17 protein-coding genes and 1 pseudogene are annotated in these 23,790 nt (G+C 38.3%); 10 read left to right on the forward strand and 8 right to left on the reverse strand.

Annotated features, from left to right (window positions below):
• Positions 1-36 precede the first annotated feature (36 nt).
• The 3 genes from ACQKP0_RS12940 to ACQKP0_RS12950 all read left to right on the forward strand — a co-directional run bounded on the left by ACQKP0_RS12940 (position 37) and on the right by ACQKP0_RS12950 (position 3,696).
• On the forward strand, positions 37-834 hold the full coding sequence (locus ACQKP0_RS12940; RefSeq protein WP_427406264.1) for a sugar phosphate isomerase/epimerase family protein: 798 nt from the start codon (positions 37-39) through the stop codon (positions 832-834).
• Between the two features lie 19 nt (positions 835-853).
• Positions 854-1,657 carry an HAD-IIA family hydrolase gene (locus ACQKP0_RS12945; protein ID WP_427406265.1) on the forward strand — a complete coding sequence of 268 codons (804 nt, stop codon included), beginning with the start codon at positions 854-856 and terminating at the stop codon, positions 1,655-1,657.
• A gap of 86 nt (positions 1,658-1,743) precedes the next feature.
• On the forward strand, positions 1,744-3,696 hold the full coding sequence (locus tag ACQKP0_RS12950; protein WP_427406266.1) for a lamin tail domain-containing protein: 1,953 nt from the start codon (positions 1,744-1,746) through the stop codon (positions 3,694-3,696).
• Between the two features lie 259 nt (positions 3,697-3,955).
• Here the strand turns inward: ACQKP0_RS12950 and ACQKP0_RS12955 are convergent, their stop codons facing one another.
• Entirely contained in the window at positions 3,956-5,134 is a 1,179-nt protein-coding gene (locus tag ACQKP0_RS12955) for an MFS transporter (RefSeq protein ID WP_427406267.1), read from the reverse strand.
• Between the two features lie 79 nt (positions 5,135-5,213).
• Between ACQKP0_RS12955 and yeiL the strand changes: the two genes are divergently transcribed.
• Both yeiL and ACQKP0_RS12965 read left to right on the forward strand, forming a co-directional pair.
• Entirely contained in the window at positions 5,214-5,885 is a 672-nt protein-coding gene (gene yeiL, locus ACQKP0_RS12960) for a transcriptional regulator YeiL (RefSeq protein WP_427406268.1), read from the forward strand.
• Positions 5,886-5,969: 84 nt separating this feature from the next.
• Positions 5,970-6,596 (forward strand): hypothetical protein, encoded by a 627-nt coding sequence (locus ACQKP0_RS12965; RefSeq protein ID WP_427406269.1) that lies wholly within the window; start codon positions 5,970-5,972, stop codon positions 6,594-6,596.
• 219 nt (positions 6,597-6,815) lie between these two features.
• Here the strand turns inward: ACQKP0_RS12965 and ACQKP0_RS12970 are convergent, their stop codons facing one another.
• Together ACQKP0_RS12970 and ACQKP0_RS12975 are read right to left on the reverse strand one after the other, a co-directional pair.
• Entirely contained in the window at positions 6,816-7,892 is a 1,077-nt protein-coding gene (locus ACQKP0_RS12970; protein WP_427406270.1) for a HupE/UreJ family protein, read from the reverse strand.
• Positions 7,893-8,065: 173 nt separating this feature from the next.
• Complete coding sequence (locus ACQKP0_RS12975; protein ID WP_427406271.1) at positions 8,066-9,664, reverse strand: FIMAH domain-containing protein; 1,599 nt, start codon at positions 9,662-9,664, stop codon at positions 8,066-8,068.
• 251 nt (positions 9,665-9,915) lie between these two features.
• Between ACQKP0_RS12975 and ACQKP0_RS12980 the strand changes: the two genes are divergently transcribed.
• On the forward strand, positions 9,916-11,136 hold the full coding sequence (locus ACQKP0_RS12980; protein WP_427406272.1) for a YibE/F family protein: 1,221 nt from the start codon (positions 9,916-9,918) through the stop codon (positions 11,134-11,136).
• A 287-nt stretch (positions 11,137-11,423) separates the two neighbouring features.
• Positions 11,424-12,191 (forward strand): class I SAM-dependent methyltransferase, encoded by a 768-nt coding sequence (locus tag ACQKP0_RS12985; protein WP_427406273.1) that lies wholly within the window; start codon positions 11,424-11,426, stop codon positions 12,189-12,191.
• Between the two features lie 130 nt (positions 12,192-12,321).
• Here the strand turns inward: ACQKP0_RS12985 and ACQKP0_RS12990 are convergent.
• Together ACQKP0_RS12990 and ACQKP0_RS12995 are read right to left on the reverse strand one after the other, a co-directional pair.
• Positions 12,322-12,393, reverse strand: a pseudogene (locus ACQKP0_RS12990) (IS3 family transposase); the annotation flags it as partial.
• Positions 12,394-12,443: 50 nt separating this feature from the next.
• Positions 12,444-13,685, reverse strand: a complete 1,242-nt coding sequence (locus tag ACQKP0_RS12995) for a helix-turn-helix domain-containing protein (RefSeq protein WP_427406274.1) — start codon at positions 13,683-13,685, stop codon at positions 12,444-12,446.
• Between the two features lie 156 nt (positions 13,686-13,841).
• Between ACQKP0_RS12995 and ACQKP0_RS13000 the strand changes: the two genes are divergently transcribed.
• The 3 genes from ACQKP0_RS13000 (at position 13,842) to ACQKP0_RS13010 (ending at position 20,093) form a co-directional block, all read left to right on the forward strand.
• A complete protein-coding gene (locus ACQKP0_RS13000) occupies positions 13,842-16,130 on the forward strand; it encodes a glycoside hydrolase family 3 C-terminal domain-containing protein (RefSeq protein ID WP_427406275.1) in 2,289 nt (762 codons plus the stop codon).
• Between the two features lie 136 nt (positions 16,131-16,266).
• Positions 16,267-17,553 carry an MFS transporter gene (locus ACQKP0_RS13005; protein ID WP_427406276.1) on the forward strand — a complete coding sequence of 429 codons (1,287 nt, stop codon included), beginning with the start codon at positions 16,267-16,269 and terminating at the stop codon, positions 17,551-17,553.
• Between the two features lie 263 nt (positions 17,554-17,816).
• Positions 17,817-20,093 carry a glycoside hydrolase family 3 N-terminal domain-containing protein gene (locus ACQKP0_RS13010; RefSeq protein ID WP_427406277.1) on the forward strand — a complete coding sequence of 759 codons (2,277 nt, stop codon included), beginning with the start codon at positions 17,817-17,819 and terminating at the stop codon, positions 20,091-20,093.
• A gap of 254 nt (positions 20,094-20,347) precedes the next feature.
• On the opposite strand, the gene ACQKP0_RS13015 is transcribed toward ACQKP0_RS13010, so the two are convergent.
• From ACQKP0_RS13015 to ACQKP0_RS13025, 3 genes are all read right to left on the reverse strand, one after another.
• Positions 20,348-21,649: an NRAMP family divalent metal transporter gene (locus tag ACQKP0_RS13015; protein WP_427406307.1), complete on the reverse strand. Its 1,302-nt coding sequence runs from the start codon at positions 21,647-21,649 to the stop codon at positions 20,348-20,350.
• A gap of 560 nt (positions 21,650-22,209) precedes the next feature.
• Positions 22,210-22,860, reverse strand: a complete 651-nt coding sequence (locus ACQKP0_RS13020; protein WP_427406278.1) for a FusB/FusC family EF-G-binding protein — start codon at positions 22,858-22,860, stop codon at positions 22,210-22,212.
• 376 nt (positions 22,861-23,236) lie between these two features.
• Positions 23,237-23,506, reverse strand: coding sequence for a CD3324 family protein (locus ACQKP0_RS13025; RefSeq protein WP_427406279.1), 270 nt, complete (start codon positions 23,504-23,506; stop codon positions 23,237-23,239).
• Positions 23,507-23,790: the final 284 nt, after the last annotated feature.

The following is a 23,790-nucleotide window of genomic DNA, read 5'->3' on the forward strand; positions in this document are numbered from 1 at the left end:
GAGTTTAAAAAATATTACGGAAAAGGATGATAATAAATGAAAAGAGATATCTGTTATTCCGATTTGGTGCTTATTAATAATGATATTTTTGAAAATATAAATGATTTAATAAAACATGGGGCGAATAAAATTGAACTAATGATGGATGGAGAAAAGTGGGATGACATGGAAGATTTATTTGAGGATTTTTCATCAAAACTAAAAGCATTACCTGTTGGCTATACCATTCATCCACCTGCATGGGATATCAACCTTACAAGTGAAAATAAGGCAATTAGAGAAGCTTCATTTTCTGAATATAAAAAAGCTATTGAATTTGCTAGTATGATTGGTGCTGGTCATGTTGTCATTCACCCTGGGTTTTGCTTCTCTCCAATTTTTGATAAAAAACTTGCTCAACAACGCGCTGCGTTTTATATCAAGAGGTTGTGTGAAGTTGCTAAACCTTTGAACGTGAAGCTTGCCATTGAAAATGTAGGATACAATGGCAGTTCTCTTTTTACGCAAAATGAGTTTACGAGTTTTCTAGAAGTTATGGATGAAACGGCAGGATATTTAATTGATATAGGACATGCTCATCTAAATGGATGGAATATTCCACAACTAATAAAAGATACAAAGGATCAACTTCTTGCACTCCATATCCATGATAATAATGGAACTGGAGATGATCATTTGCCAATTGGTGAAGGGTCGATTCAATGGAAAGAAATCTTTGCGATGATTAATGAACATTCCGTCGATTGCCAACTCATTTTGGAATATGCTCCAGCTACTCCATTAAAAGAATTACGTAAAGGTAAGGAACTTCTTCAAAATAAAGTTTTAATTTAGGTAAAGGTGGAGAAATAGATTGGTTAACATTAACGATTTTGATGCCTATTGTTTTGATTTAGATGGAACGATATATGTCGGTAGTGAGCTTTTACCCGGTGTGAAAGAAACACTTGACCTGCTAAGAAGGCAAAACAAAAAAGTTCTTTTTATTACTAATACACCAACGCAAACAAGAGAAGAATGCCAACAACGACTTCAAACAATGGGGATTATTGCTGAACTAGAGGAAGTAATTACAGCACCTTTTATATCAGCTGTCTATTTTTCGGAGAAGTTTCCGGACTCATGTGTTTACATAGTTGGTGAAAAAGCAATTGAGGAAGAATTTAATCGTTTTGCATTAAAAATGACAGAAAACCCTATGGAAGCAACACATGTTCTTGTCGGATTAGATCGTTCCTTTACGTATGAAAAGCTTAATTTGGCGATGAACGCAGTGCGCAATGGGGCGAAACTAATTGTGACCAATCCAGATCCGTCATGTCCAGTTCCTGAAGGGTATATTTCAGATACATTGGCAATAGCTAAAGCAATTGAGGTAGCATCTGGCCAAACGATTAATGATGTAATTGGGAAACCTTCCTCATTCTATGGGAATAAAGTTCTCGAGATATTAAAGATTACTAGTAACCGTTGTTTAATCATTGGAGATCGTCTCGAGACCGATATTATGTTGGGAAAGACAAATGATTTTCACACGTGTCTTGTGTTAACGGGAGTATCTAGCAAAGAAGATGTTGAACAAACAAATATTTACCCCGACTATATTGTTGAAAATTTACAATCATTATTTAATAGGGTGTCTATCCTTGGTGCCTGACCAAACGGTGTCCAAAACTGTGACTATATAACGTTAACTGGATCAAAAGAAAAACCATAAAAACTTTTTTTAAGGAGGCTGAAAGAGTGAGGAGCATAAAGTCTTATAAATTGGTAATCTATGCTTTTACGCTTGTTCTGGTAATGGGAAATGTTTTGTTTTTTCATACTTCCAAATCAAAAGCAACAGAGAACACTTCTATTCCCAATTTACTTATCACCGAGGTAGTACCAGATACGGATAACTATGCTGGTTATGATGCATTTGAGTATGTAGAAATTTATAATAATAGTGATAAAGAGATAGATTTAAAGGGATATCATATTCAATCGGGGAGCTGGAATGTAGAAATTAAACATTCCACTAAAATTGCCCCGTGGGATACGATTCTATTTTGGACTAGAAGACAAGAAATTCAGCCCATTACTTTAGAAGCCTTCAATCATAATTACTTTGCTTCCTACAAAAGTAAATATTTAGATGAAGAGAAATTACAGGTATTAGACAATATAGGAGGGATGGTAAATACAAAAGTACAGACAGTTTCAGTCATTGATCCAAATGGAAAAGAAGTTGTTCGAGCAACTTATACAGGTGATGATGTTTACTTGAATAAATCAATTACATTTACCTATCCAAAAGATGGAAGCATATTGATGAAAACCTTATCTGGCAATCAAAATCCAACTTCAGGATGGATAGTACCTAACCAGGCTCCGCCAAGACCCAAACTGGATGAAGATGCTCCGCAAATCCCAGCAAATATAAAAGCTAAGGTAGGAAACGGAGAAGCGTCTCTAACCTGGGATCCAAATCCAGAGTCCGACATCTACCGTTATAATGTCTATAAAAATGGAGTTTTAGAGTTCTCAATCTCCCCATCCAAACATGAATTTACTTTATACTCTCTTATAGGTAATCAAGATTATACTTTGCAAATGACAGCTGAGGATCTATCAGGGAATGAATCTTCAAAATCAGTTCCATTAACTGTGACTCCAGCTCATCAAAAGATTACACAGGAGGAAAGATCCTCTAACGTTAAAGACCCTAAATATCAAGAGCTATGGAATATCAGTCAGGACGGGCCAGTTATCCCTGGATTAGTTCAAGATCTTGTGCCGCAGGGATTAGGTTATTATAAGAAAAAGGATTGGTTACTCTCCATTAATTATTTAGAGGACGGAAGGCCAGGAACGTTATGTGTAATTGATGCAACGACTGAGAAATTAATTAAATCAATTTTGTTGTATAACCAAGATGGTACTCCGTATACAGGTCATGCGGGAGGAGTCGCGGTCAGTAAGGATCATGTTTGGATTGCATCTGAAACATCATTATTCACTTTAAATATAAATGATATAGTAACCGCTCAAAATAATGATGAGATCAAATTCACGAACCAAATTCCAGTTCCTATAGATGCCGCTTATGATGTATATGACGATGATAATGGCATCCTTTGGGTTGGGGAGTTTTATGAACCAAATAGTTACCCAACAGATCCATCACACCATTTGCTTAACCGTGCTGGAGAAATGCAATATGCATGGATGGTTGGATATAAGCTTAAGAGTAGTACGGATATGCTTTCAAGTGAACAATGGAATAAAGGGTCAAGTCAACCCGCAACTCCTGATTATGTATTATCGACGATTGGGAAGGTTCAAGGTGCGGTTGTTCAAAAGAAAGGAATTTCTTTAGTCACTTCTTACGGCAGAGCGAATGACAGCGTTTTGTATCGATATGAAGCTCCTCTAAAAGAGAAGCCCCATGCATATATTATGATTGGTGGGAAAAATGTACCCCTTTGGTTCCTTGATGGTCAAACAGCAAAACCAAGAGAAAGTATAGTAGCCATTCCAATGTATGAAGGAGCGGTATTAGTCAAAAAGGAACTTTATGTAAACTTTGAATCTGGAGCAAACAAGTATCGTTACACTGGCACATATCCAAGGGATCGCATGCTAAAAATAGATATGAAGATATTAATGAAAGATGATAAGGAGATTGAAAAGGAAGAGCGAAAAAGCAAATAGCTATGATGCTGAAAGGAAACGGTTGAATGTTTCGTTATCCTTCCTTATTATTCTATACGTAGCGTAAAATAAGAGATGCCATAGTCATTAAAAACATGATTTATGTTTTTTGACTATGGCTTTTATTGTTTTTTCTTTCTTTTAGAGTACTCAGTAAATGAGCGAAGATATTTGATGTGTTTTAAGCAACTAAATTCATAGGTACCATAGCAGCTTATTTTAAAAACCGCCGATATGCTCCAAATGTTGTTCCCATCTTTTAACTTGTTCTTTCAAACAGTTCTCCCTTTTGATGATCCAATTTCCGATAAACAAGTGCAAGCAGCATCGATGGAATGGTGCAAACAATCATTCCGATAAAGGCGTATCTTGGCTCGATTTCATATAAATAACCGCCGAAAATCGTAAAGATCGCTGTGCTCCAGCTAAGTGCCAGTGCTGAATACATACCTTGTGCATTTGGAATCTGTGAATGTGGAATATTTTTGATCAAGAATTTCATAAAAGCATAATGCCCCATCGCAAATGAGCAGGCATGCAATGTTTGCGAGATACAGAAAACAATAACATTTGGAAAGGTAAATACTAGTATCCAACGCACAGTTGAACCAAGCGCCGCAAGTGTTAGTAAGGAACCAACTGAAAATCGACGAAAGCTCCGGTCTGCAATGAAAAAGAAAATGATTTCTGAGATCACGGCAATGTTAATAATCACACCAATTAAATATTTAGGTGCATGGATTTCTTGTAAAAAAATGTAGCCATAGTTGTAATAAGAGGCGTGTGCCGCTTGCAGTAAAATCACAATAACGAGCACCACACCGAAGTGTTTAACCCGAAATAATTGCAGCATGCCGACTTTTTTTGTTTGATTTACTGGCGGCTTTTCATTTAGAACAACGGGTGCACGCATAAAATTAAGACATACGAGTACAAGCGTGCCGAGCAGCAGCGCCCATAAAATCACGTCATCCCCAAGTGCCCCTGTAAAAACAGTTAAAATCACGCCAGAAATAACAAAGCCAATGGATCCCCAAGAGCGGCTCTTCCCATAATGTTTTAATTGCTTATTTTGCGCAAGGATGCCAGCTGCGCTATCCAATGCAGGCATCAATGCTGGATAAAATAAATGCAAAAGTAATGTTGCCACCAGCAAGCTAGCAAAAGAATTTGCAGGAATATAACATACAATGGCGATTAGCGTACCGATTGCCATCCCATTTATTAAGGCTTTACTACTAAATTTCCTCGATAAATAAGGAAATATTAATAATGTAGAAATGCCTCGTGCAACCAACCCTAAACTCATAATCAAACTAGCTTGTGAAACCGAAATATCTTTTGTATGAATCATCCAGCCTGTCCAAAAAGGTAGAAAAATCCCCCATGTAATAAAGAAACTAAAAAACTGTCTGCTCATCCAGCGTTGTGAATTCATTCTAATTCCCCCCGATGTTTGCATAATATCATGGAGATACGTACAATAATATGAGATATCTCATATTTTGGGGCGGATTATGGAAATTTATAAAGGTGAGAAAAGACAGCGTTATTTGGAGGAATATTCAATTGGGCATTTATTTTCTTTTCCGATTGAAGAGTTTATAGAAGTACATAAATATAAACGTGATGAATGGATCATTCAAGAAGGCATGCGACCGGATTATTTGTTTTATGTCATTGAAGGAAAAGCAAAAGTTTATGTAACGCATCAAAATGGGAAAGTTTCCTTATTGAGTTTTATCAAGGCGAAGGATTTTATTGGGGAAATGGAATTATTAAATCGGATTTACTATACAAAGGGGATTCAAACTACCACCGAGACCATTTGTTTTGCCATTCCTTTACACTCATGTCGCACAAAAATGCTGGAAGATGCGACATTTCTACGCGAACTAGCCATGTTTTTAAGTGCAAAATCAACAAAAATGGCTGCAAAGTATGCGCAAAGTAGTTCTTTCCCACTTGAAAACCGGCTTGCGGACTTTATTTTACAAACAGCTGATGGAGAGACCTATAAGGAGAAGCACGTAACTGTTTGTGATTTTTTAGGCGTCTCCTATCGGCATTTATTGTATGTGCTTACGCAATTTTGCGAAAAAGGATATTTGCAAAAGGAAGGTCGTCACTATCGCATTCTACAGCAAAACACCCTATATGAGCTTGCCGGAATGTTGTTGAATGAATAACTAAAGATTCAAGATTTGTCTTTATTTGAAAAAATGGTTGCTGCCTAATTGTGTCCGATTACATTTGGTAAAAGGGGGATTTTTATGACGATAGTAAACAAATTAGCATCACAGCTTAATCGTAAGGATGAAGAGCCGAATATTGAACTTGCACATGAATTAGTTGATAAAAATAATCATGAAGGTATTAAAGAAGTAATTCAGAATTTATCTAATAAAGATAAAAAGATTCAACAGGATTGTATAAAAGTAGCGTATGAAATTGGAGAAATAAAACCAGAACTCATAAGTGACTATGCTTTGGTTTTCATAGACCTTCTAAAAAGTCGTAATAATCGCTTAGTTTGGGGAGCGATGACTACTTTATCTACCATAGCACGAGTGTCATCTGAGATTATTATGAAACATATTGAAACTTTATTTTCTGCAATGAAAACTGGCTCGGTGATCACTGTTGATAAAGGAGTTTTAACACTAGGAAAGCTTGCAGTAGTAAACAAGCAAAACAATGAGCGAATTTTTCCGTTCTTACTCACTCATTTGGAGACTTGTAGACCAAAGGAAATCCCGCAACATTCTGAAAGTACGATCCCTGCTGTAACGAGCGACAATAAAGAGGCATTTTTAACCGTACTAAAAAAGAGAGAAAACGAACTTACTGTATCTCAATTAAAAAGAGTTAAAAAAATTTATAAAGTCTTTGAAGTTTAATCCGAATGGTTTGGAGGCTATACCAGATTAAATCATAGTAAAGTAAAAAAAGAATTTCTACCTATTTTGAAAAGAATATAAAAGAGCCTGAATCCTTTAGATTCAGGCCGAAAACTATACGATATATGTAACTTTTCCTGCCGTACCAAGACCAAGTCCTCAGTTTTTTTGAAACTGTAAAAGGGTGTCGCTAATATATCCTTTCCGAAAGTCACAATTCTAAAAAAACGCCCTCTCGATATACCAGACCATCCCAAAAAGGGTAATTGCCGCTGAAATAGCAGGAATCGGCCATTTGATTCGGCGGAGTAATTGAATAACAGGATACATAAACAATACGATAATCACTTGACCTATTTCGATACCTAAATTAAATGTCAATAGCGAAGATGCAAACTGTACCCCGTCCATCCTCATTTCTGATAATATGTCGGCAAAACCAAATCCGTGAATTAAACCGAATCCGAAGGCTAACCAGGTATTGTGTTTCGTGTTCAGTTTTAACAGATTATTTATGGCGACATAGGCGATGCTAAGCGCAATGGCAGACTCGACAAATCTTCCAGGTAACGTCACAATATGCAAACTTGTTAAAATCAAAGTCGTTGTATGGGCTGCTGTAAATGCTGTAACAACCTTCAAAATCTGTTTAATTGAGGTAGCTCCTATAAGTAGGGCTATTATGAACAAAATATGGTCATAACCGGTAAACAGATGTTCCATTCCAAGCCATAAGAATTGTTTGACAGTATGGGCAAAACTTAATTCGCCCAGTTGGACTTCTCGAGAATCATAGGTCAACACAGGATTTTGTTTCTTTCCGCCGAGGTCTAACGTGACATAATTAGTATGCCATTGGTCTAAATCATCAAAAAACGGGTTATAGGATAATATGAATTGCTCAGGCTCTTGTTTTACTGGGTACTCCAGTACTGCTTTTGCATAAAGCTTGTTGTTCACTTCTGTTGCTTGAAGCGAGGTCAAGTTGCCTTCCAACGGTAATCCGTCGACATGGAGTTTGATTTTGGAAAGTAGATAGGATCCCACTTCTGTTTTGGAATTCCGCAGAAATTGGTTAATCACGTCTGGTGCATGATTGCTGATTTCCGGATCAGTCGGGGTTATGATAATCCTTAATTGGTCCATATTTATCCTCAGCACATATTTGATAACCCCATCCTTTTCCGAAATGTCTGAATAAGCCTCGCTGTCCATGCTATGGGCGTACGTAACAGGGGCAATGAAGCCGAATATCGCAAACAAGGCAACGATCAACATGACCCATTTTTTAACCATCTTCGTTTCCTCCTGTTTTATTAATCCCGGAAAGTAAATCTATATCTGAGTCTGATTACAGACAGGGATTTCACCGTTATTTGTTTAAAAAGGAATACAATCAAATAAAGATCCCACTGTCCACAAAAGCCAGTGGGATGAAAGCTTACTTGTGATTAAGCACAGGCATTCCTTTATTGTGCAGTCAAGGATAAGACGAGTTCTTCTGCAGCATCTGCCAAGACATCTTTGGCAGATTGGGTCACGTTCTTCTGCATGGCTTCGTTATTCAAATGCTTTAGGAAATCTTGTACAAATTTGACTGCTTGTGTTTTGGAGCCCTTATCAAATTGATGTTGTGCTTGTTTCAGGGAGTTAATCAACTGACTGGAAAGTCCTGATTTCAAATCTCTTTTTGAGATATACTCTTCAACCAATCCCTGAAGCATTGGAAGGCTGGTTTTTACCATTGACCACGTGTCTACTCTTTCCATGGTATCCGTTCTATAGGTATCAACCGAAACACTATATGGATTTACATTGATGGTAGAGAAGGTTGGGACTTTAAGCTGGGTTCTAACCTCGGAATATACTTCCGGAGTCACCATTAATTCATAATACTTACTGCCACTTGCAGAGTTTGCGGTGATATACATTGATCCTGTTGGGTTAACGACCCTTCCCTTGCTGTCGATCAGCTGATTTTTTTGTGGGATATCCCCTTTCATCACATAAGTTCTGACATAAGAATGGTCATGACCCATGAAGATGACGTCGACATTCAGCTCATCAAACGTTGGAAAAAGAGCGGCTCTTAAGTTTGTAATCAAGGACTCGGTAGAGTGAGGTCCAGCTCCATAAATGTCATGGTGGAATGTGACGAATTTCCATTTCGCGTTTGGAAATTTGGCTGCTGTTTCTTTCATGAATTGGACGTGTGAGGCTCCGTCCGTATTGTTCGTGTTTAAAACCATGAACAGAGATTCGCCATAGGTATAATAATAGTCACCACTGGCATTGGTTACGCCGTATTTTGTTGACTCATTAGGCTGATTGAAATGATATTTGTAATTCACACTGGTGTCGTGATTTCCGACAACCGTTGCTATAGGCAAACTTCTGAGTACATCTGGACTTAGAAAAGCGTCATACTCTGCTTCGCTTGTTGCTGTATTCACCTGATCGCCTGCCGACATAATATAGCTAAAGTTTGGGAACTTGGCCACTGCTTTATTAAGCGTGTTTGTCCAACCAGCCTGATCTTTCGACACGCTGCCAGAAGCACCGATTTGTGGGTCGCCAACAAACATAAGGCTGTATTGATCAGATCGTTGTGTTGCATAGTTGTAAACAGAGCTCCAACTCTCGTTTGTGCCGTCTCCTACCCGATACACATATTGAGTAGAAGGTTCAAGATCGGTAACCGTAACTTTGTTGGAATAATAGACATTTGCTCCGACTGTCGCAGCTTGTGAAGCCGTTCCTGCAAAGGTCTTAGCTTTATCAACAGGGAATACATTGCCTGTCATATCTGATTTCTTTGCAATTTGGACTATTGCTTTTTCTGGATTAGCTGATGAATACCACGTAAAACGCAGTTCACTCTCATTACTGCCGGGATTGAGTGCGATGTCTTTAGAAGCATACTTAAGTTCTTCTGCATGGGCCATGACCATTGGATTTTCATTGCTTGTACCTGTGAAACTTGTTGTTAGCAAGGGTATTACCAGGAGTGCAGACGCAGCTGCTAGGCTAATTTTCGTAGACCTTTTTAGATTTAATACATTAAACATACGAATAATCCCTCCTAAATTTTGCTTCTCTCACCCGCGCGCTTGGTAGTGTGAGAGTACAGTTAAATCTTAAGAAATAAATGTTAATGGAATATTTGACTTGAGTTAATTTTCTGTAAACAACTATTTTCTAAATAAAAATATATTTTTTTACATAAAGTAAAGATTATGTTTACGCTGCGTTAACAATCATCTAGTAGGTTAATAGAATGGTAGAATATTCATTTCGAAAAATGGCATGGAGGTCTCTTATGTTTACATCCAAGAAAGTAAGAACAGCTCTTTTCACAGCTGTGGTGTTGCTTATCTGTTTATTGATGTATTTTTTTTATCAGAGTCCTGAAAAAGCATATAATGAGCAGGGCGGGACTTCTTATGCAAGTTATGAAAAAGCAAAAGTATTGAGGGTCATCAGCGAAGACTTAGCGAAGGATCCTGCAGACGGCGGATTGTATCATGGGACTCAGCAGCTGGAGGTCAAAATTCTTTCTGGGGAACATCGAGGGGAGATCCACACCATTACAAACTATTTAAGTCCCTACATAAACGTTCTTACAAAAAAAGGACAGACCATTGTGGTGAACGTAGACTCGGCCGATCACCAAAATTATTTCGTAACGGTATACAGCCAATACCGGGCCCCCCTCCTGGCTTTCATGATTTTACTGTTTTTTGGCGTTCTTTGGGCAATCGGCGGGAAAAAAGGGTTGAAATCGGTGCTCGGTATTCTTTTTACTTTTGCCAGTATTTTTTATTTATTTATTCCGATGCTATATAGGGGGTATTCTCCGATATTAGCTTCAGTAGTGGTAGGGGTCCTGACAACCTGTATCACGTTGCTTTTATTGAACGGTTGGAGCTCGAAATCTATTGCAGCCATACTTGGGACAACAGTTGGCGTGGTTATAACCGGAGCTATTGCCTACATTTTAGGCGAATTATTACAAATTTCAGGGTTTAATACGAAAGAAGTGGAAGTATTACTTATTGTTGCCCAGCAAACAGGTATGCAGCTTAAAGGGCTACTGTTTGCAGGAATCATGCTTGCTACTCTTGGTGCCATCATTGATGTAGGTATTTCCATCGCATCTTCCGTTTATGAGGTCTATATGGCCAACCCTACTCTTAGCAAGAAGGAACTTTTTCTTTCCGGTATCAATGTTGGCCGCGATATGATGGGAACAATGGCCAATACCCTGATTCTTGCCTTTACTGGCACTACTCTCTCTTCTCTGATGATTTTGTATGCGATGAAAGTACATTTTACCCAATTGACCAACATGAATATGGTGACCATTGAAGTGATTCAAGGGATTACCGGATGCTTTGGGGTGGTTCTGACTGTACCAATCGTTGCTTTTATATCATCTAGAATGATGCCCCGTTTTGAAAAAGTAATAAACAATAAAGTTGAAAGAAATTTAAACTTAAATGAAAGAGAAGATAATAAAATAATTAAAAATATGTTGTAGACTATACTAAATAGTAAGAGGCAAAATTGATGTTTTTTACGATGGGGATAAATAACTATGAACTAGTCACCTAACATTGTTAGGTGTTTTTTTTGATGTGAAATAAAAATTTTAAATAATATATTCAATTTTCTGTTTATGTTAAACTTATCCATATCAAATAGGGAAGTGAGTGAATTATATGACAGTCAGCTCAAAAGAAAATTCAACTAAATTCGAGGTGCTGAAGCGGTAATCTAGTGTTATTGCCCTTCAGTAAAATTACAATATTCGGAGGGTAAATATTTATGTCTTTTAGTAATTATGGAGAGCTTTGTACTGAGGTTTATGATCTCACCAAAAAAATAGGACAGTCATTCAGTGGGGATATAGAGTTTTATCAAGAAAAGCTGAAAAATTGTAAAGGACCTATTCTTGAGGCAATGGTTGGTTCTGGTCGTGTAATCATACCTCTTTTAGAAGCTGGTCTTAATGTAGATGGAGTTGACTACTCAGCTGAAATGTTAGCTTCCTGTCATCAACACTGCGAAGAACGTGGGTTAACACCTAATTTATTTCAATCAGATTTAAAGGAGCTTTCTCTACCTAATAAATACGAAGCAATTATTATTCCTGCTGGCTCTTTTTTATTAATTGAAAACCGAGATGAATCCATTGAAGTTTTAAAGAGATTGTATGAGCATTTGGAAATAGGAGGTAGACTAATTCTTGATATTTTTCTACCCGATAAAAATTTTAATGTAGCTACTGATTGTGAGATATCAACATTTACTTTTCCTAATGATGATATCATTACAATGGAAAGTAAACTTGTTGAAGCGGATTTATTCAATCAGTATAAAGTTTCATATTTAAAGTATGAAAAATGGCGTAAAGGAAAAATAATTCAATCGGAGTTACAACGTTTTGCCTTACGTTGGTATGGTGTTGAAGAATTTAAATTGGTGTTACAAAGTATAGGATTTTCCGAAGTTGTAGTAACTGCCGATTTTGATGATAAAAAACAACCTACAAATAGTAATCAGCAATTTGTGTATGAGGCGTACAAAAAATAAATCTTAAATAACAAAGCTAGTGATTGATCGGAGCTTTGTTATAAGTAAAATATCGAAAGCAATATTTTAAAGCGTTCTGCACTAACACAGCCTTAGGATGAAGTGAACCTAAAATGTAAGGAAAAATATGTTAAGCAGCGATTAAGGATTGAATTCTGTATTGTACAGGATTCAATCCTTTTAGTTTTGCTTTGATTCGTGTATAAAATGCTTATACTCTCAAATTCTATTAATAAACTAATCTAGATTTTATTAATCAACTTCCAACAACCCATTTTTAAATTGCTTTGGAGTTACTCCTCCATACTTTTTAAAAATCTTAGTAAAATGGCTTTGGTCATGAAAGTTCAAAAGGGTTGATATTTCCGTCAAGCTATGGGATGTGTAGGTGATTAAGTTTTTGGCCTCATCCACCTTGGCACGTTGGATATATTCACTTATAGACATGTCTACTTCTTTTTTAAACAGTGTTGATAAGTAACTAGGATTCATGGCCGCTATTTCCGCTAACTGAGGTAGAGTAATGTCCTCGTAAAGATGGGTAAAGATATAATTTTGGCAGGCATAGATGGGTTTGGAATACTTATTCTTGTTACTTTGTTCCACTCGTTCTGTAAACTCCAAGACAGCATTTTCCAATAACCGCATGACTGAATTACTGTCATTCAACTCTTCAAGATTCTGGATAAAAAAGTCACTAAGTGTATAGGCGATTTCTGGGTAAAGTCCTCCGCTCACAGCTGCTCTCGTTGCAAGTGTAATCCCTGAAATCGCTAAGTTTTTTTGACTTCGTAAGTGACTCCTTTTAGATAATATCCCGGGCTCACCTGTTTCAGGTAATGCCCTCAACATATTGAGGACTTCAGTCTTTTTCCCAGCCTGAATAGAGTCAAAGAGTTTTTTCTCAGCAACAAAGTCATGATGAACCTTAGTATTTTTGCGTTGCTCAGAAATCTGGATCTCTGGAGCTTCAATATTAATTTTCTCTTTTTCTAAATGGTGATTATTCAGCAAGATTTCCTCCATGTCCAATTGCTCTTGAAATAGCATGTAATACAAAGCCATGCTCATATTAATAAAATTTAAATTAGTGATAACGGGGAGAGACTGATAATACTCAATCAGCTGCTCCTTGTTTTGGTTTAGTTGTAAATCATGGATGAGACCATTAATGGTTTCATCTGGAAGTCTGGAATAAAGGACAGGTCCAACACAGATGATTCCATTCAATTCGCTTTTTGAGAAGAGCTGAATAGAAAAAAAGTTTTCAAGATTAGTAGTGGATTGAAAAACTGGAAATGGGTAATAATCATCCTTTAACATCAACTGCTCCAAAAAATCCATTCTTGAAGGAAACAGCGGATTCTGTAGGAGGTTTTCTGAGAAATCCAATACTAGGTTCCCTTTATCATCTATAACATACATGGGTATTTTATTGGTAGTAAATAAAAGATTACAAATATAATTTAACTCTTCTTTCTTTAAGAAATTCATCTATGTGAACCCCCACTAACAAAATTGAAGCATTTTTTATAATATTCGTTAAACTAATACTATTTTTCTAAAAAATATACCATAACTGTGTAAAAAGAAAAACTATAATGAAAGACAAGTAAGCGTTTTCTATTGATTTTTACAAGGAGGAATATTATGGGAAGAGACTTAAAGAAAATCATTGCGGAAATGACCTTAGAGGAAAAAGCAAGTCTATGTTCAGGACTTGATTTTTGGCATACAAAAGGGATTGAACGATTAGGAATTCCTTCGATTATGGTAACCGATGGTCCGCATGGACTCCGGAAACAGCCGGAGGATGCTGATCATTTAGGTCTTAACAACAGTGTTCCCGCTACATGCTTTCCATCTGCAGTAGGATTAGCAAGTTCATGGAATAGAGAATTAATTAAAAAAGTTGGGGTTGCATTAGGTGAGGAATGTCAGGCTGAAGATGTAGCCGTCCTCCTTGGTCCAGGTGCTAATATTAAGCGCTCCCCGCTGTGTGGAAGAAACTTTGAATATTTTTCTGAGGATCCTTATTTATCCTCACAAATGGCTGCCAAGCATATTAATGGTGTGCAAAGCCAAGGTGTTGGAACCTCGTTGAAACATTTTGCAGCCAATAACCAGGAGCACCGAAGAATGTCGGTTGATGCTGTCGTGGACGAAAGAACATTAAGAGAAATATATCTGGCCAGTTTTGAAGACGCTGTTAAAGAGGCTCAACCATGGACCGTGATGTGTTCCTATAACAAAGTGAATGGCGAATATGCTTCTGAAAATAATTATTTATTAAATGAAATTTTAAAAGACGAATGGGGCTTTGAAGGCTTTGTTGTTTCCGATTGGGGAGCAGTCAATGAAAGAGTAGCAGGCTTAGAAAACGGATTGGACTTGGAAATGCCTGCAAGCTTCGGGGTTGGCGAAAAGAAAATTATTGATGCGGTTCAAAATGGTCAATTAGCTGAAGAGAAACTAGACCGTGCTGTAGAACGTCTCCTGAATATTATTTTTAAAGCTGTAGACAACAAGAAAGAATATGCATTCTATGATAAAGACGCACACCATCAGCTTGCAAGAGCAGTTGCACGCGAAAGCATGGTTCTATTAAAAAATGAAGATCACATTCTTCCATTGAAAAAGTCCGGAACCGTAGCAGTAATTGGTGGTTTCGCCCAAACACCACGCTATCAAGGTGGAGGAAGCTCACACATCGTTCCAACTAAACTTGAAAATATTCTAGAAGAAATTAAATCGGTGTCAAGCACGGACACAAATGTACTTTATGCACAAGGCTATAACCTTAATAACGATGAGGTGGAGGAAGCCTTAATTAAGGAAGCAACAGAAGCGGCAGTAGCAGCGGATACGGTTGTTCTTTTTGTTGGCCTTCCAGACCGTTATGAATCAGAAGGCTATGATCGTGAACATTTAAGGATGCCGGAAAACCATATAAAGTTGATTGAGGCGGTTGCTGAAGTAAACCCTAATATTGTGGTTGTGTTAAGTAACGGTGCCCCGATCGAAATGCCATGGCTTGATAAGGTCAAAGCTGTGCTGGAAGGCTATCTTGGCGGACAGGCACTTGGCGGAGCGATTGCTGATTTATTATTTGGCGATGCGAATCCAAGCGGTAAATTAGCGGAGACCTTCCCGAAAGTAATAAGCGATAATCCTTCCTTCTTAAACTTCCCTGGTGAAGGGGACAAAGTGGAATATAAAGAAGGCATTTTCGTCGGTTATCGTTACTACGATAAAAAGAATATTGATCCATTATTCCCATTTGGTTATGGATTAAGCTATACAAGCTTTGAATATAGTAATCTTATTGTAGATAAGAAAGAGATTAAAGACACTGACTCGTTAAATGTTACTGTCAGCGTAAAAAATATTGGAAATGTAACAGGGAAAGAAATTGTCCAGCTGTATGTACAAGATGTAGCTAGTAGTGTAGTCCGTCCGGAGAAAGAATTAAAAGGCTTTGAAAAAGTAGAATTGCAGCCGGGTGAGGAAAGAACTGTTACCTTTACATTAAATAAGCGGTCATTTGCTTACTATAACGTCGAATTGAAAGATTGGTATGTTGAAACGGGTGAATTTAACATTCTCGTTGGTAAATCTTCAAGAGACATTGTTCTATCAGAGGGTATCCATGTTCAGTCAACTGTATCGGTGCCAAAATCGGTTCACCGTAATACAACAGTTGGCGATCTGCTATCAAATCCGATTTTAGCGCCAATTGCGAAGGAGCTGTTAGCTAAGGCTAATGAGAGCAATCCTCTGAATATGGAAGATATGGACCCTGATGCAGCTGAAATGATGGCAGCGATGATGAAGCATATGCCGCTTCGTGCCCTTGTTAACTTCAGCCAAGGGGCGTTTACAGAGGAAATGCTAAGTGAATTGATTGCACACATGAATGGACAACTAGTAACAAACTAAACATTGGAAATCCTCTCGTGGCCTGACTAGGGATCGTGAGAGGATGTTTTTCAAAAAGACAAGAAATCTAGTAAGTTGGAATATTTTTCATACATTTTAATGTAAGCGTTCACATTCGCTGTAAGGGGGAAATGATATGGCTGAATTAACATTGAACGGTCAAGTGAAAACACCATTTGGCAGATTGACTTTTGGGATTATGTTTGGTTATGCCTGTATGATGGTGGGACTTATGACACCTGCCTCCATGTTGTTAACGTTTAAGGTAATGGAAATTGATCCAAATGGTTACACGTCTACTTACGGCTTAGTTGCTGGTGTGGGAGCCTTCTTCGCATTAATTGGGAATCCAATAGGCGGTGCAGTTAGTGATCGGACTAATATTGCATTTGGCCGTCGGCGTACTTGGATTTTATTAGGACCTTTATTCGGATGTGCAGCATTATTATGGATTGGAACGGCCACTCAGGTTTGGCAGGTTATGGTAGGATGGTGTGTTGCGCAATTATTTTTTAATTTTGGAATGGCCGCTTATACAGCATTAGTTCCTGACCAGGTAAAAGAAGATAAGCGCGGAACGATTTCCGGATTAATGGGCTTGGCGATCCCTATTGGAATTGCGCTCGGTATGGTGTTAATGATGAGTATGCCTCATGCGTCTACTTTTACGAAATGGCTGCTTATCTCAATTATTGGTATTGCTGGACCAATCATTAGTTTATTTATCATCCGTGATGGCAAAGTGGAAATTGAAAAATCTATGGGGACAAAAGAATCACTGGGAGAAAAACTAAGCAAAGTATACCCGAATCCGCGTAAATTTCCTGATTTCTCATGGGCGATTGTTTCAAAATTCCTATTGATGATGGGCTATAGCAGCAGCCTTTATCTAACTGTCATGCTTGTGAACCGTTTAGGTTTTACAGAAAGTCAAGCTACAACAAGTATTGGAACGATGAATTTAATAGGGTTAGTGGCTGTGGCACTTACTAGCATTTTAGGCGGAATTCTTTCTGACAAATATAAAAAACAAAAACCATTTTTATATGGGTCTGCATTTATCATTTTAGTTGGTTTATTAATTTTTAGCTTTGTTCCAAATTTCACAGCAATTCTCATCGCTTCTGTCCTCATGGGATTGGGCTTAGGATGCTTCACTTCGGTTGACATGGCATTAGTGACTCGCATTTTACCTAACAAAGAAGATGCAGCAAAGGACTTTGGTTTAATGAACGTAGCGAATGCATTGCCGCAATCCATCGTGCCTGCAATTGCCCCACTATTATTGGGCATTGGCGGCTGGACATTTTTCTATCTCTTCCTATCTATTCTTGTCATTTTAGGAATGTTAGCACTTAAACCACTGCCTGAAGTCGGAGAACATAAGGATGATGTATTTGCGGTCCTTCCGGAAGCAAAATAAGATGCCATGTGTACTGGATACGGAATATCTTCTTACCTAGTTATTTTTAAAGGCACTTCTTTAAAAGATTGTTGTTTTTGAAATAAGTTTTAAAACGTTGATTGGAACGGAAGGTGCGAGACTCCTGCGGGCTCACCGCCCGCCCCGCGGAAAGCGAGCATCCTGGAGTGGAAATCAGCCACTCCTTGTTCAAGAGCAACAAAGTTTACGAAAACAGCCTTTTTAAAAAATAAAATAGATTTTGAATGAAAGGGGAAATGAAAATGGAAAAAGGAATTTTCAACTCTGCAGCTAAGATTCAATATGTAAAAAACGCCGGCGGTCCGACTCTTGGCTATTCGGAATCCTCAGGAGTAAAGATTTTCGAGAAGGATGGGTTCTTTTTTAAAGATTTAAATAAAGATGGAAAAATCGATAAATACGAGGACTGGAGGTTATCACCTGAGGAACGGGCAAAGGATCTTGCCTCCAAGATGACGATTGAACAAATTGCCGGTCTTATGTTATACAGCGGGCATCAATCTATCCCTGCCGACAGTAATGCTTGGTTTGCAGGTACTTATAATGGCAAGTCATATGAAGAAAGCAAAGCAAACCCTTGGGACTTAACAGATGAACAAATTGAATTTCTAACCAATGATCATTTAAGACATGTTCTTATGACAACCGTTGAGAGCCCGGAAATAGCCGCCCGCTGGAATAATGAAGTTCAGGCATTAGTAGAAGGCTTGGGTCTAGGCATCCCAGCTAACAATAGTTCTGATCCACGACATGGTTCTGATTCAAGTTCTGAATTTAATTCCGGAGCAGGCGGCAGCATCTCGATGTGGCCGGAATCTTTGGGTCTTGCTGCAACTTTTGATCCAAAAATTGTAGAAAAATTTGGTGAGATTGCCTCAAAAGAATACCGTGCTTTAGGAATTGCAACGGCTCTTTCTCCTCAAATAGATATTGCAACAGATCCCCGCTGGTTCTGTTTTAATGGGACCTTTGGTGAAGACCCGCAGCTTTCGACAGATATGGCCCGTGCTTATATAGATGGTTTTCAAACTTCAGAGGGTGACAGGGAAATTACCGATGGCTGGGGCTATGACAGTGTCAATGCCATGGTCAAACATTGGCCGGGTGGCGGATCAGGTGAAGCGGGAAGAGATGCACACTATGGCAGCGGGAAATATGCTATCTATCCCGGAAACAATTTTGAAGAGCATGTGAAGCCATTCGTGGAAGGTGCGTTTAAACTATCCGGTAAAACCGAAAAGGCTTCAGCGGTAATGCCTTATTACACCGTATCTTTTAATCAAGATCCGGTCAACGGAGAAAATGTCGGAAATTCCTATAACCAATATTTGATTAATGACTTGCTTCGTAATAAAAACAGGTATGATGGGGTTGTTTGTACCGATTGGAATATCACGTATGATGAATCACCAGATCCCGCTACACTAATAGGAGGGAAGCCATGGGGGGTGGAACAGCTTACAGTTGCGGAACGCCATTATAAGCTGTTGATGGCAGGTGTGGACCAATTCGGCGGCAATAATGAGGCGGGGCCTATCATTGATGCTTATCAAATGGGGGTTGCCGAGCACGGTGAAGCGTTTATGCGCCAGCGTTTTGAGGAATCTGCTGTCCGTCTGTTAAAAAATATTTTCCGGCTGGGGCTATTTGAAAATCCATATCTAGCGGTGGAAGAAAGTGCACAGATTGTTGGAAATCCTGACTTTATGAAAGATGGATATGAAGCACAGTTGAAGTCTGTTGTTATGTTGAAAAATAGGAATCAGGTATTGCCACTAGCAAAAGGCTGTAAGGTGTATATTCCAAAAAGATATACCGGACCAAGAAAAGACTGGTTTGGCAGACTTATTCCGGAATCGCTTGAATTTCCAGTGAATCTCGATATTGCGAATAAATATTTTACAGTAACAGACAATCCGGAAGAAGCCGATATCGGGCTTGTGTTCATTCGTACGCCTATGTCTGGTATGGGATATAGCCATGCTGATGCAGAGGCTGGCGGCAACGGATATGTGCCGATCAGTCTGCAATACAAACCATATACTGCAGGGCATGCGCGTGAAGTGAGTTTTGCTGGTGATTCCCGACCGGGAGATGTTTCGAACCGCTCGTATAAAGGCAAAACTGTAACTCCGGATAACACAACTGATTTAGATATGATTTTAGAAACAAAAAAGAAGATGGAAGGAAAGCCGGTCATTGTTTCCCTATTCATGTCCAATCCAACAATTGTTGAGGAATTTGAAAAAGAAGTGGATGCCGTTGTAGCTAATTTTGGCGTACAGGATCAGGCTATCTTTGAAATACTAACTGGGGAAGTGGAGCCTTCAGGTCTTCTTCCATTTCAAATGCCGGCTAACATGAAAACTGTCGAAAAGCAATTTGAAGATGTCCCACATGATATGGAATGCCATGTTGATAGTGAAAAACACGTCTATGACTTTGCTTTTGGTCTTAGCTGGAGCGGTGTTATTCGTGATGAGCGGACGGAGAAGTACCGGAATATGGTCAAAAATTAAATTTACTTAACAAGGAAGTTGAAATATTTTTTGAGGATATTTTAATAGTTAAATGCCCTGAAGCTTATAAAAGGCTCAGGGCATAGTAATTCTAAATTAATTGAGTAATAATATTATGGTGAATTTTCTCATAAGTAAATAAGTTTTATTTTACCAATAAGTCTTTACTGGAATTAAAAGGTACAAAATCCATCCCTCATTGTAAGCCTACATTGTTAAATCTATCACTACCCCTTGTTCCTCTATATATTGCATCACGGGGACATTGTACCATTTATTGTTAAAATTATCGTTATGACCGAAACAGCCCCATAAAGCAATACCATTCCCCATCCGAAGGTCCGTTTCCACGGGGAGTTAGCGTATTTCCCCATAAGCTTTCGATTGTTGGTAAGCAGAACTAAAAAGATTAAATCTGGAACAAACAACATAATCGCAAAAATTTGAGTAAAAACGGCCAGCATACTTAACGGCAAGTTAGGGATTAGAATAACGACAGCTCCAACTAGCAGACAGCCAAAATAGAAAGCATAGAATTTCGGCGCTTCCGAAATTTTGTGGTTTTGACTCCTCTTCCAACCAAAGGCTCCGGCAACAGTATAGGATGACGAAAAGGAGATCGTGATGGCAGCAAGCCAACCGGCATTAAATAATCCTAAAGCAAACAAAACGCTGCCTAAGTTGCCAGTAACCGGCACAAATGCAGTAATTAAATCTGCTGGATTGGACTCATCGAGATTAGCCACCTGTCCATAGAGTGCAGCACCGGCGATCATGACGCACGCAGCAAAAATCGGCTGCAATAGAGAACCAATTCCAATGTCGATACGTCCTAACCGCAAATCCTTACGCGTTAAACCTTTATCTAGAGTCGTGTTATTGTTGTAATACAACATAAATGGTGCAATTGCATTTCCGATTGTTGCAAGGATGAACACCAATGCCCCATTTTCGTTTAGATCCCATGATATACTCGGCCAACTGGTAAATACTTTACCAATTTCAGCCGGATCGGGTTGGGATAAAAAGGCAACAATGATGAATACGATATTGACTGCCCCGACTAATATCCCTAATCGTTCTTTTGACCAATATCCCATACAAAGCAAAATACAACATACGAAGGCGAAACTGATGACATCAGCTACCCATAGCGGCAGTCCCATCAATGTCAGTCCAGCCGTCATTCCTACAAACTCGGTTACAATGTACATCAGGTTCGCAAGTGCAAGTGCCGCCACACTGGTCCAATGCCAAAACTTGCCGAAATTGCGAAGAAGCAGTTCCCTATATTCGATTTTGGTTACAGCGCCTAGTCGCATTGACATTTCTTGCATGTTATAGTCAATCGGTGCGAGCAGGAATAACAGTGGAAGAAAAAAGCTTATGCCAAACATGGCTCCTGTCATCGTATAACTAATCATTCCACCGGCATCATTGTTGGACAGCGAGGAAATGATTCCTGGTCCTAATAGTGCCCAAAACAGCCATAATCTTCTTTTAAATCCTGACCTGCCCTTTGTCATCTTCTCTTTAAAGGAAATACTATCATCCATTTGACTTTTTACTGATGAAGCTAACCCTGAATCTACTTCACTCAACACTCTTCACTCCCATACAAGTTTTTAGATACGTACCTATTTTATTTCTGGGTGTTGAAAAAAGTGCATAAATAAATTAAATTATTGAAAAAAATTCAACATACGTTGCTATTTTGACAACATAAATTAGAATAAGCGAACATTTTTTTACCGAAATATGATGTATAAACCTATGGGGAGATGGTTTTCGATGGTGGCAGTATTCGTGATTGAGATGATTATATCCATTTGTGTATCATACATCCTTGGAATCACCATTTTGAATTACTTTCATAAAAAAGGAAAATGAACGGTACTTAACTGGGGGTGTTAAATATCAATAGTATAACCTTTAAGAAATGTTGAGTAAGCAGCATCATAAAAATAGCCACTTCATATTATATAAAAATAAAACTTACTGAATTAGAAAGCCTCATTTAGAGTATCCAAGGAGTGCCATAAATATTGTTTTACTAAAAAATATAGAATAAAAAATGTGAAAACTTCACAATGGTGTCAGGCACCATGTGAAGTTTTCACATTCCTAGTGAGTCGTTTAGAAAAGTTGTTAAATATTCGATATTGGTTATTTTTTTATTGCATTCGCTGCTATCGACGCATATAAAATTGCCGATAGCCTTGTAATAATCCGGGTTTTTAGATTTTTTCGCTTTTGTTACGGTAGTAAAATAGGCAACCTTGCCAAAGCTATTACAGAAGGAACAAATATTATTTTTACTTGCAGGTGTAAATTTACATTCAATACCGACCATTTTTCCGTCCAGCTCATATACAATAAATTTTTTATTAGAGCCTAGATCGTTCCAGCTTAAATAGGTCAGCTGGCTGTGGTTTATTTTTGAAATATCGGGCAGCTTTAATTTTTTATTCTTCGGAAACATTTTTTTCAGTTGCTGCTCGGTGATTCTTGGAAAGGGCAGCAAAAAGGCTGTAAGACGCTCGATATATAGCTCATACTCGTGATCTGTTTTCAGTCCAGAAAGATCCAGCATTTCTTGTTGATCCAAAGCTGCATTTGGAAAGAGGTCCAATATTTTGGCATTGGCTAAGTCGATCACAGCAGCCAAAACGGATGGGGCTACATTCTTTTTGGTGCTGTCCTTAATTAAAGCAATCTGTTTTTTTATAAAATTTAGCTGTTCATTTTTAATGAATTTTTCGGTCATCACGTATCTCTCCAATCTTCTTGCGGACGCCTCTATACCATTATTTTAAAAAATACAGCAAGCTTCGAAAATGGAGAAAATGACTTAGAAACGTTTTTTACATAAGGCTCTTTTCGTATAAATTGTTGTTTTTAGACAATAAACTTAGTCCGTTGATTTCCGCTCCAGACACTTGCTTTCCGCGGGGAGGGATGGGAGCCTCCTCGGCGTTACCGCCTGCGGGGTCTCCCACTTCCCTCTTTTTCCCGCAGGAGTCAAGTGCCCTCCGCTACAATCAACTCAGATTGTTAATAAAATATCACTAAAAAGCAACAAACTTTACGAAAACAGCCTTACATAAAGAAGCACTGATGAAATTTTCACCAGTACTGTTCACCTACTTTTTATTTGAATAAACTATTTTCTTAATGGTTTCGGTTGATAAGAAATATTCCTCAGCTAGTTGCTGGATACTGTTTCCGCTAATAAAAGAATTTCTAATAGCGGCATTACGTCGATCAAGCATCCTTCTCCCGCCGCTTGAGGTTCCCCATTTCCGATACTCAGTTTCCAGTTTGGGGATGTAAAGGGTTTCCCCCTGGACATACTTTTGGATTTCCATGATTAGCTTTTCAGGTAAAACTTTGCTTGCGTTAATATATTTCAATTTCGCTCGCCCCTTATTTTGATTTTGAAAAAAATAAGGTACAAAGCCAAATATTAGAAAAGCTTGTTTGGCGATAAAATTAAATGTTTCGCCCCATGCAAAGTACCGCCTTTCCAATAATAGGCTTTGCATGAGTGAAAGAAGTACCAGACAATCTTAGGTGATTATCCAACTGTAAACACCCCCTTTAATTTATAATTATAGCGAAATTTATCATTAGGTTGAATTGTTTTGGTGTTTTTCGGCAAGAACCAGTCCAGGGCTAAAACGGAATCCTGCGTCTT

Origin of the sequence: Heyndrickxia sp. NPDC080065, assembly GCF_050281185.1 — a bacterium.
Classification (GTDB): Bacteria; Bacillota; Bacilli; order Bacillales; family Bacillaceae_C; genus Heyndrickxia.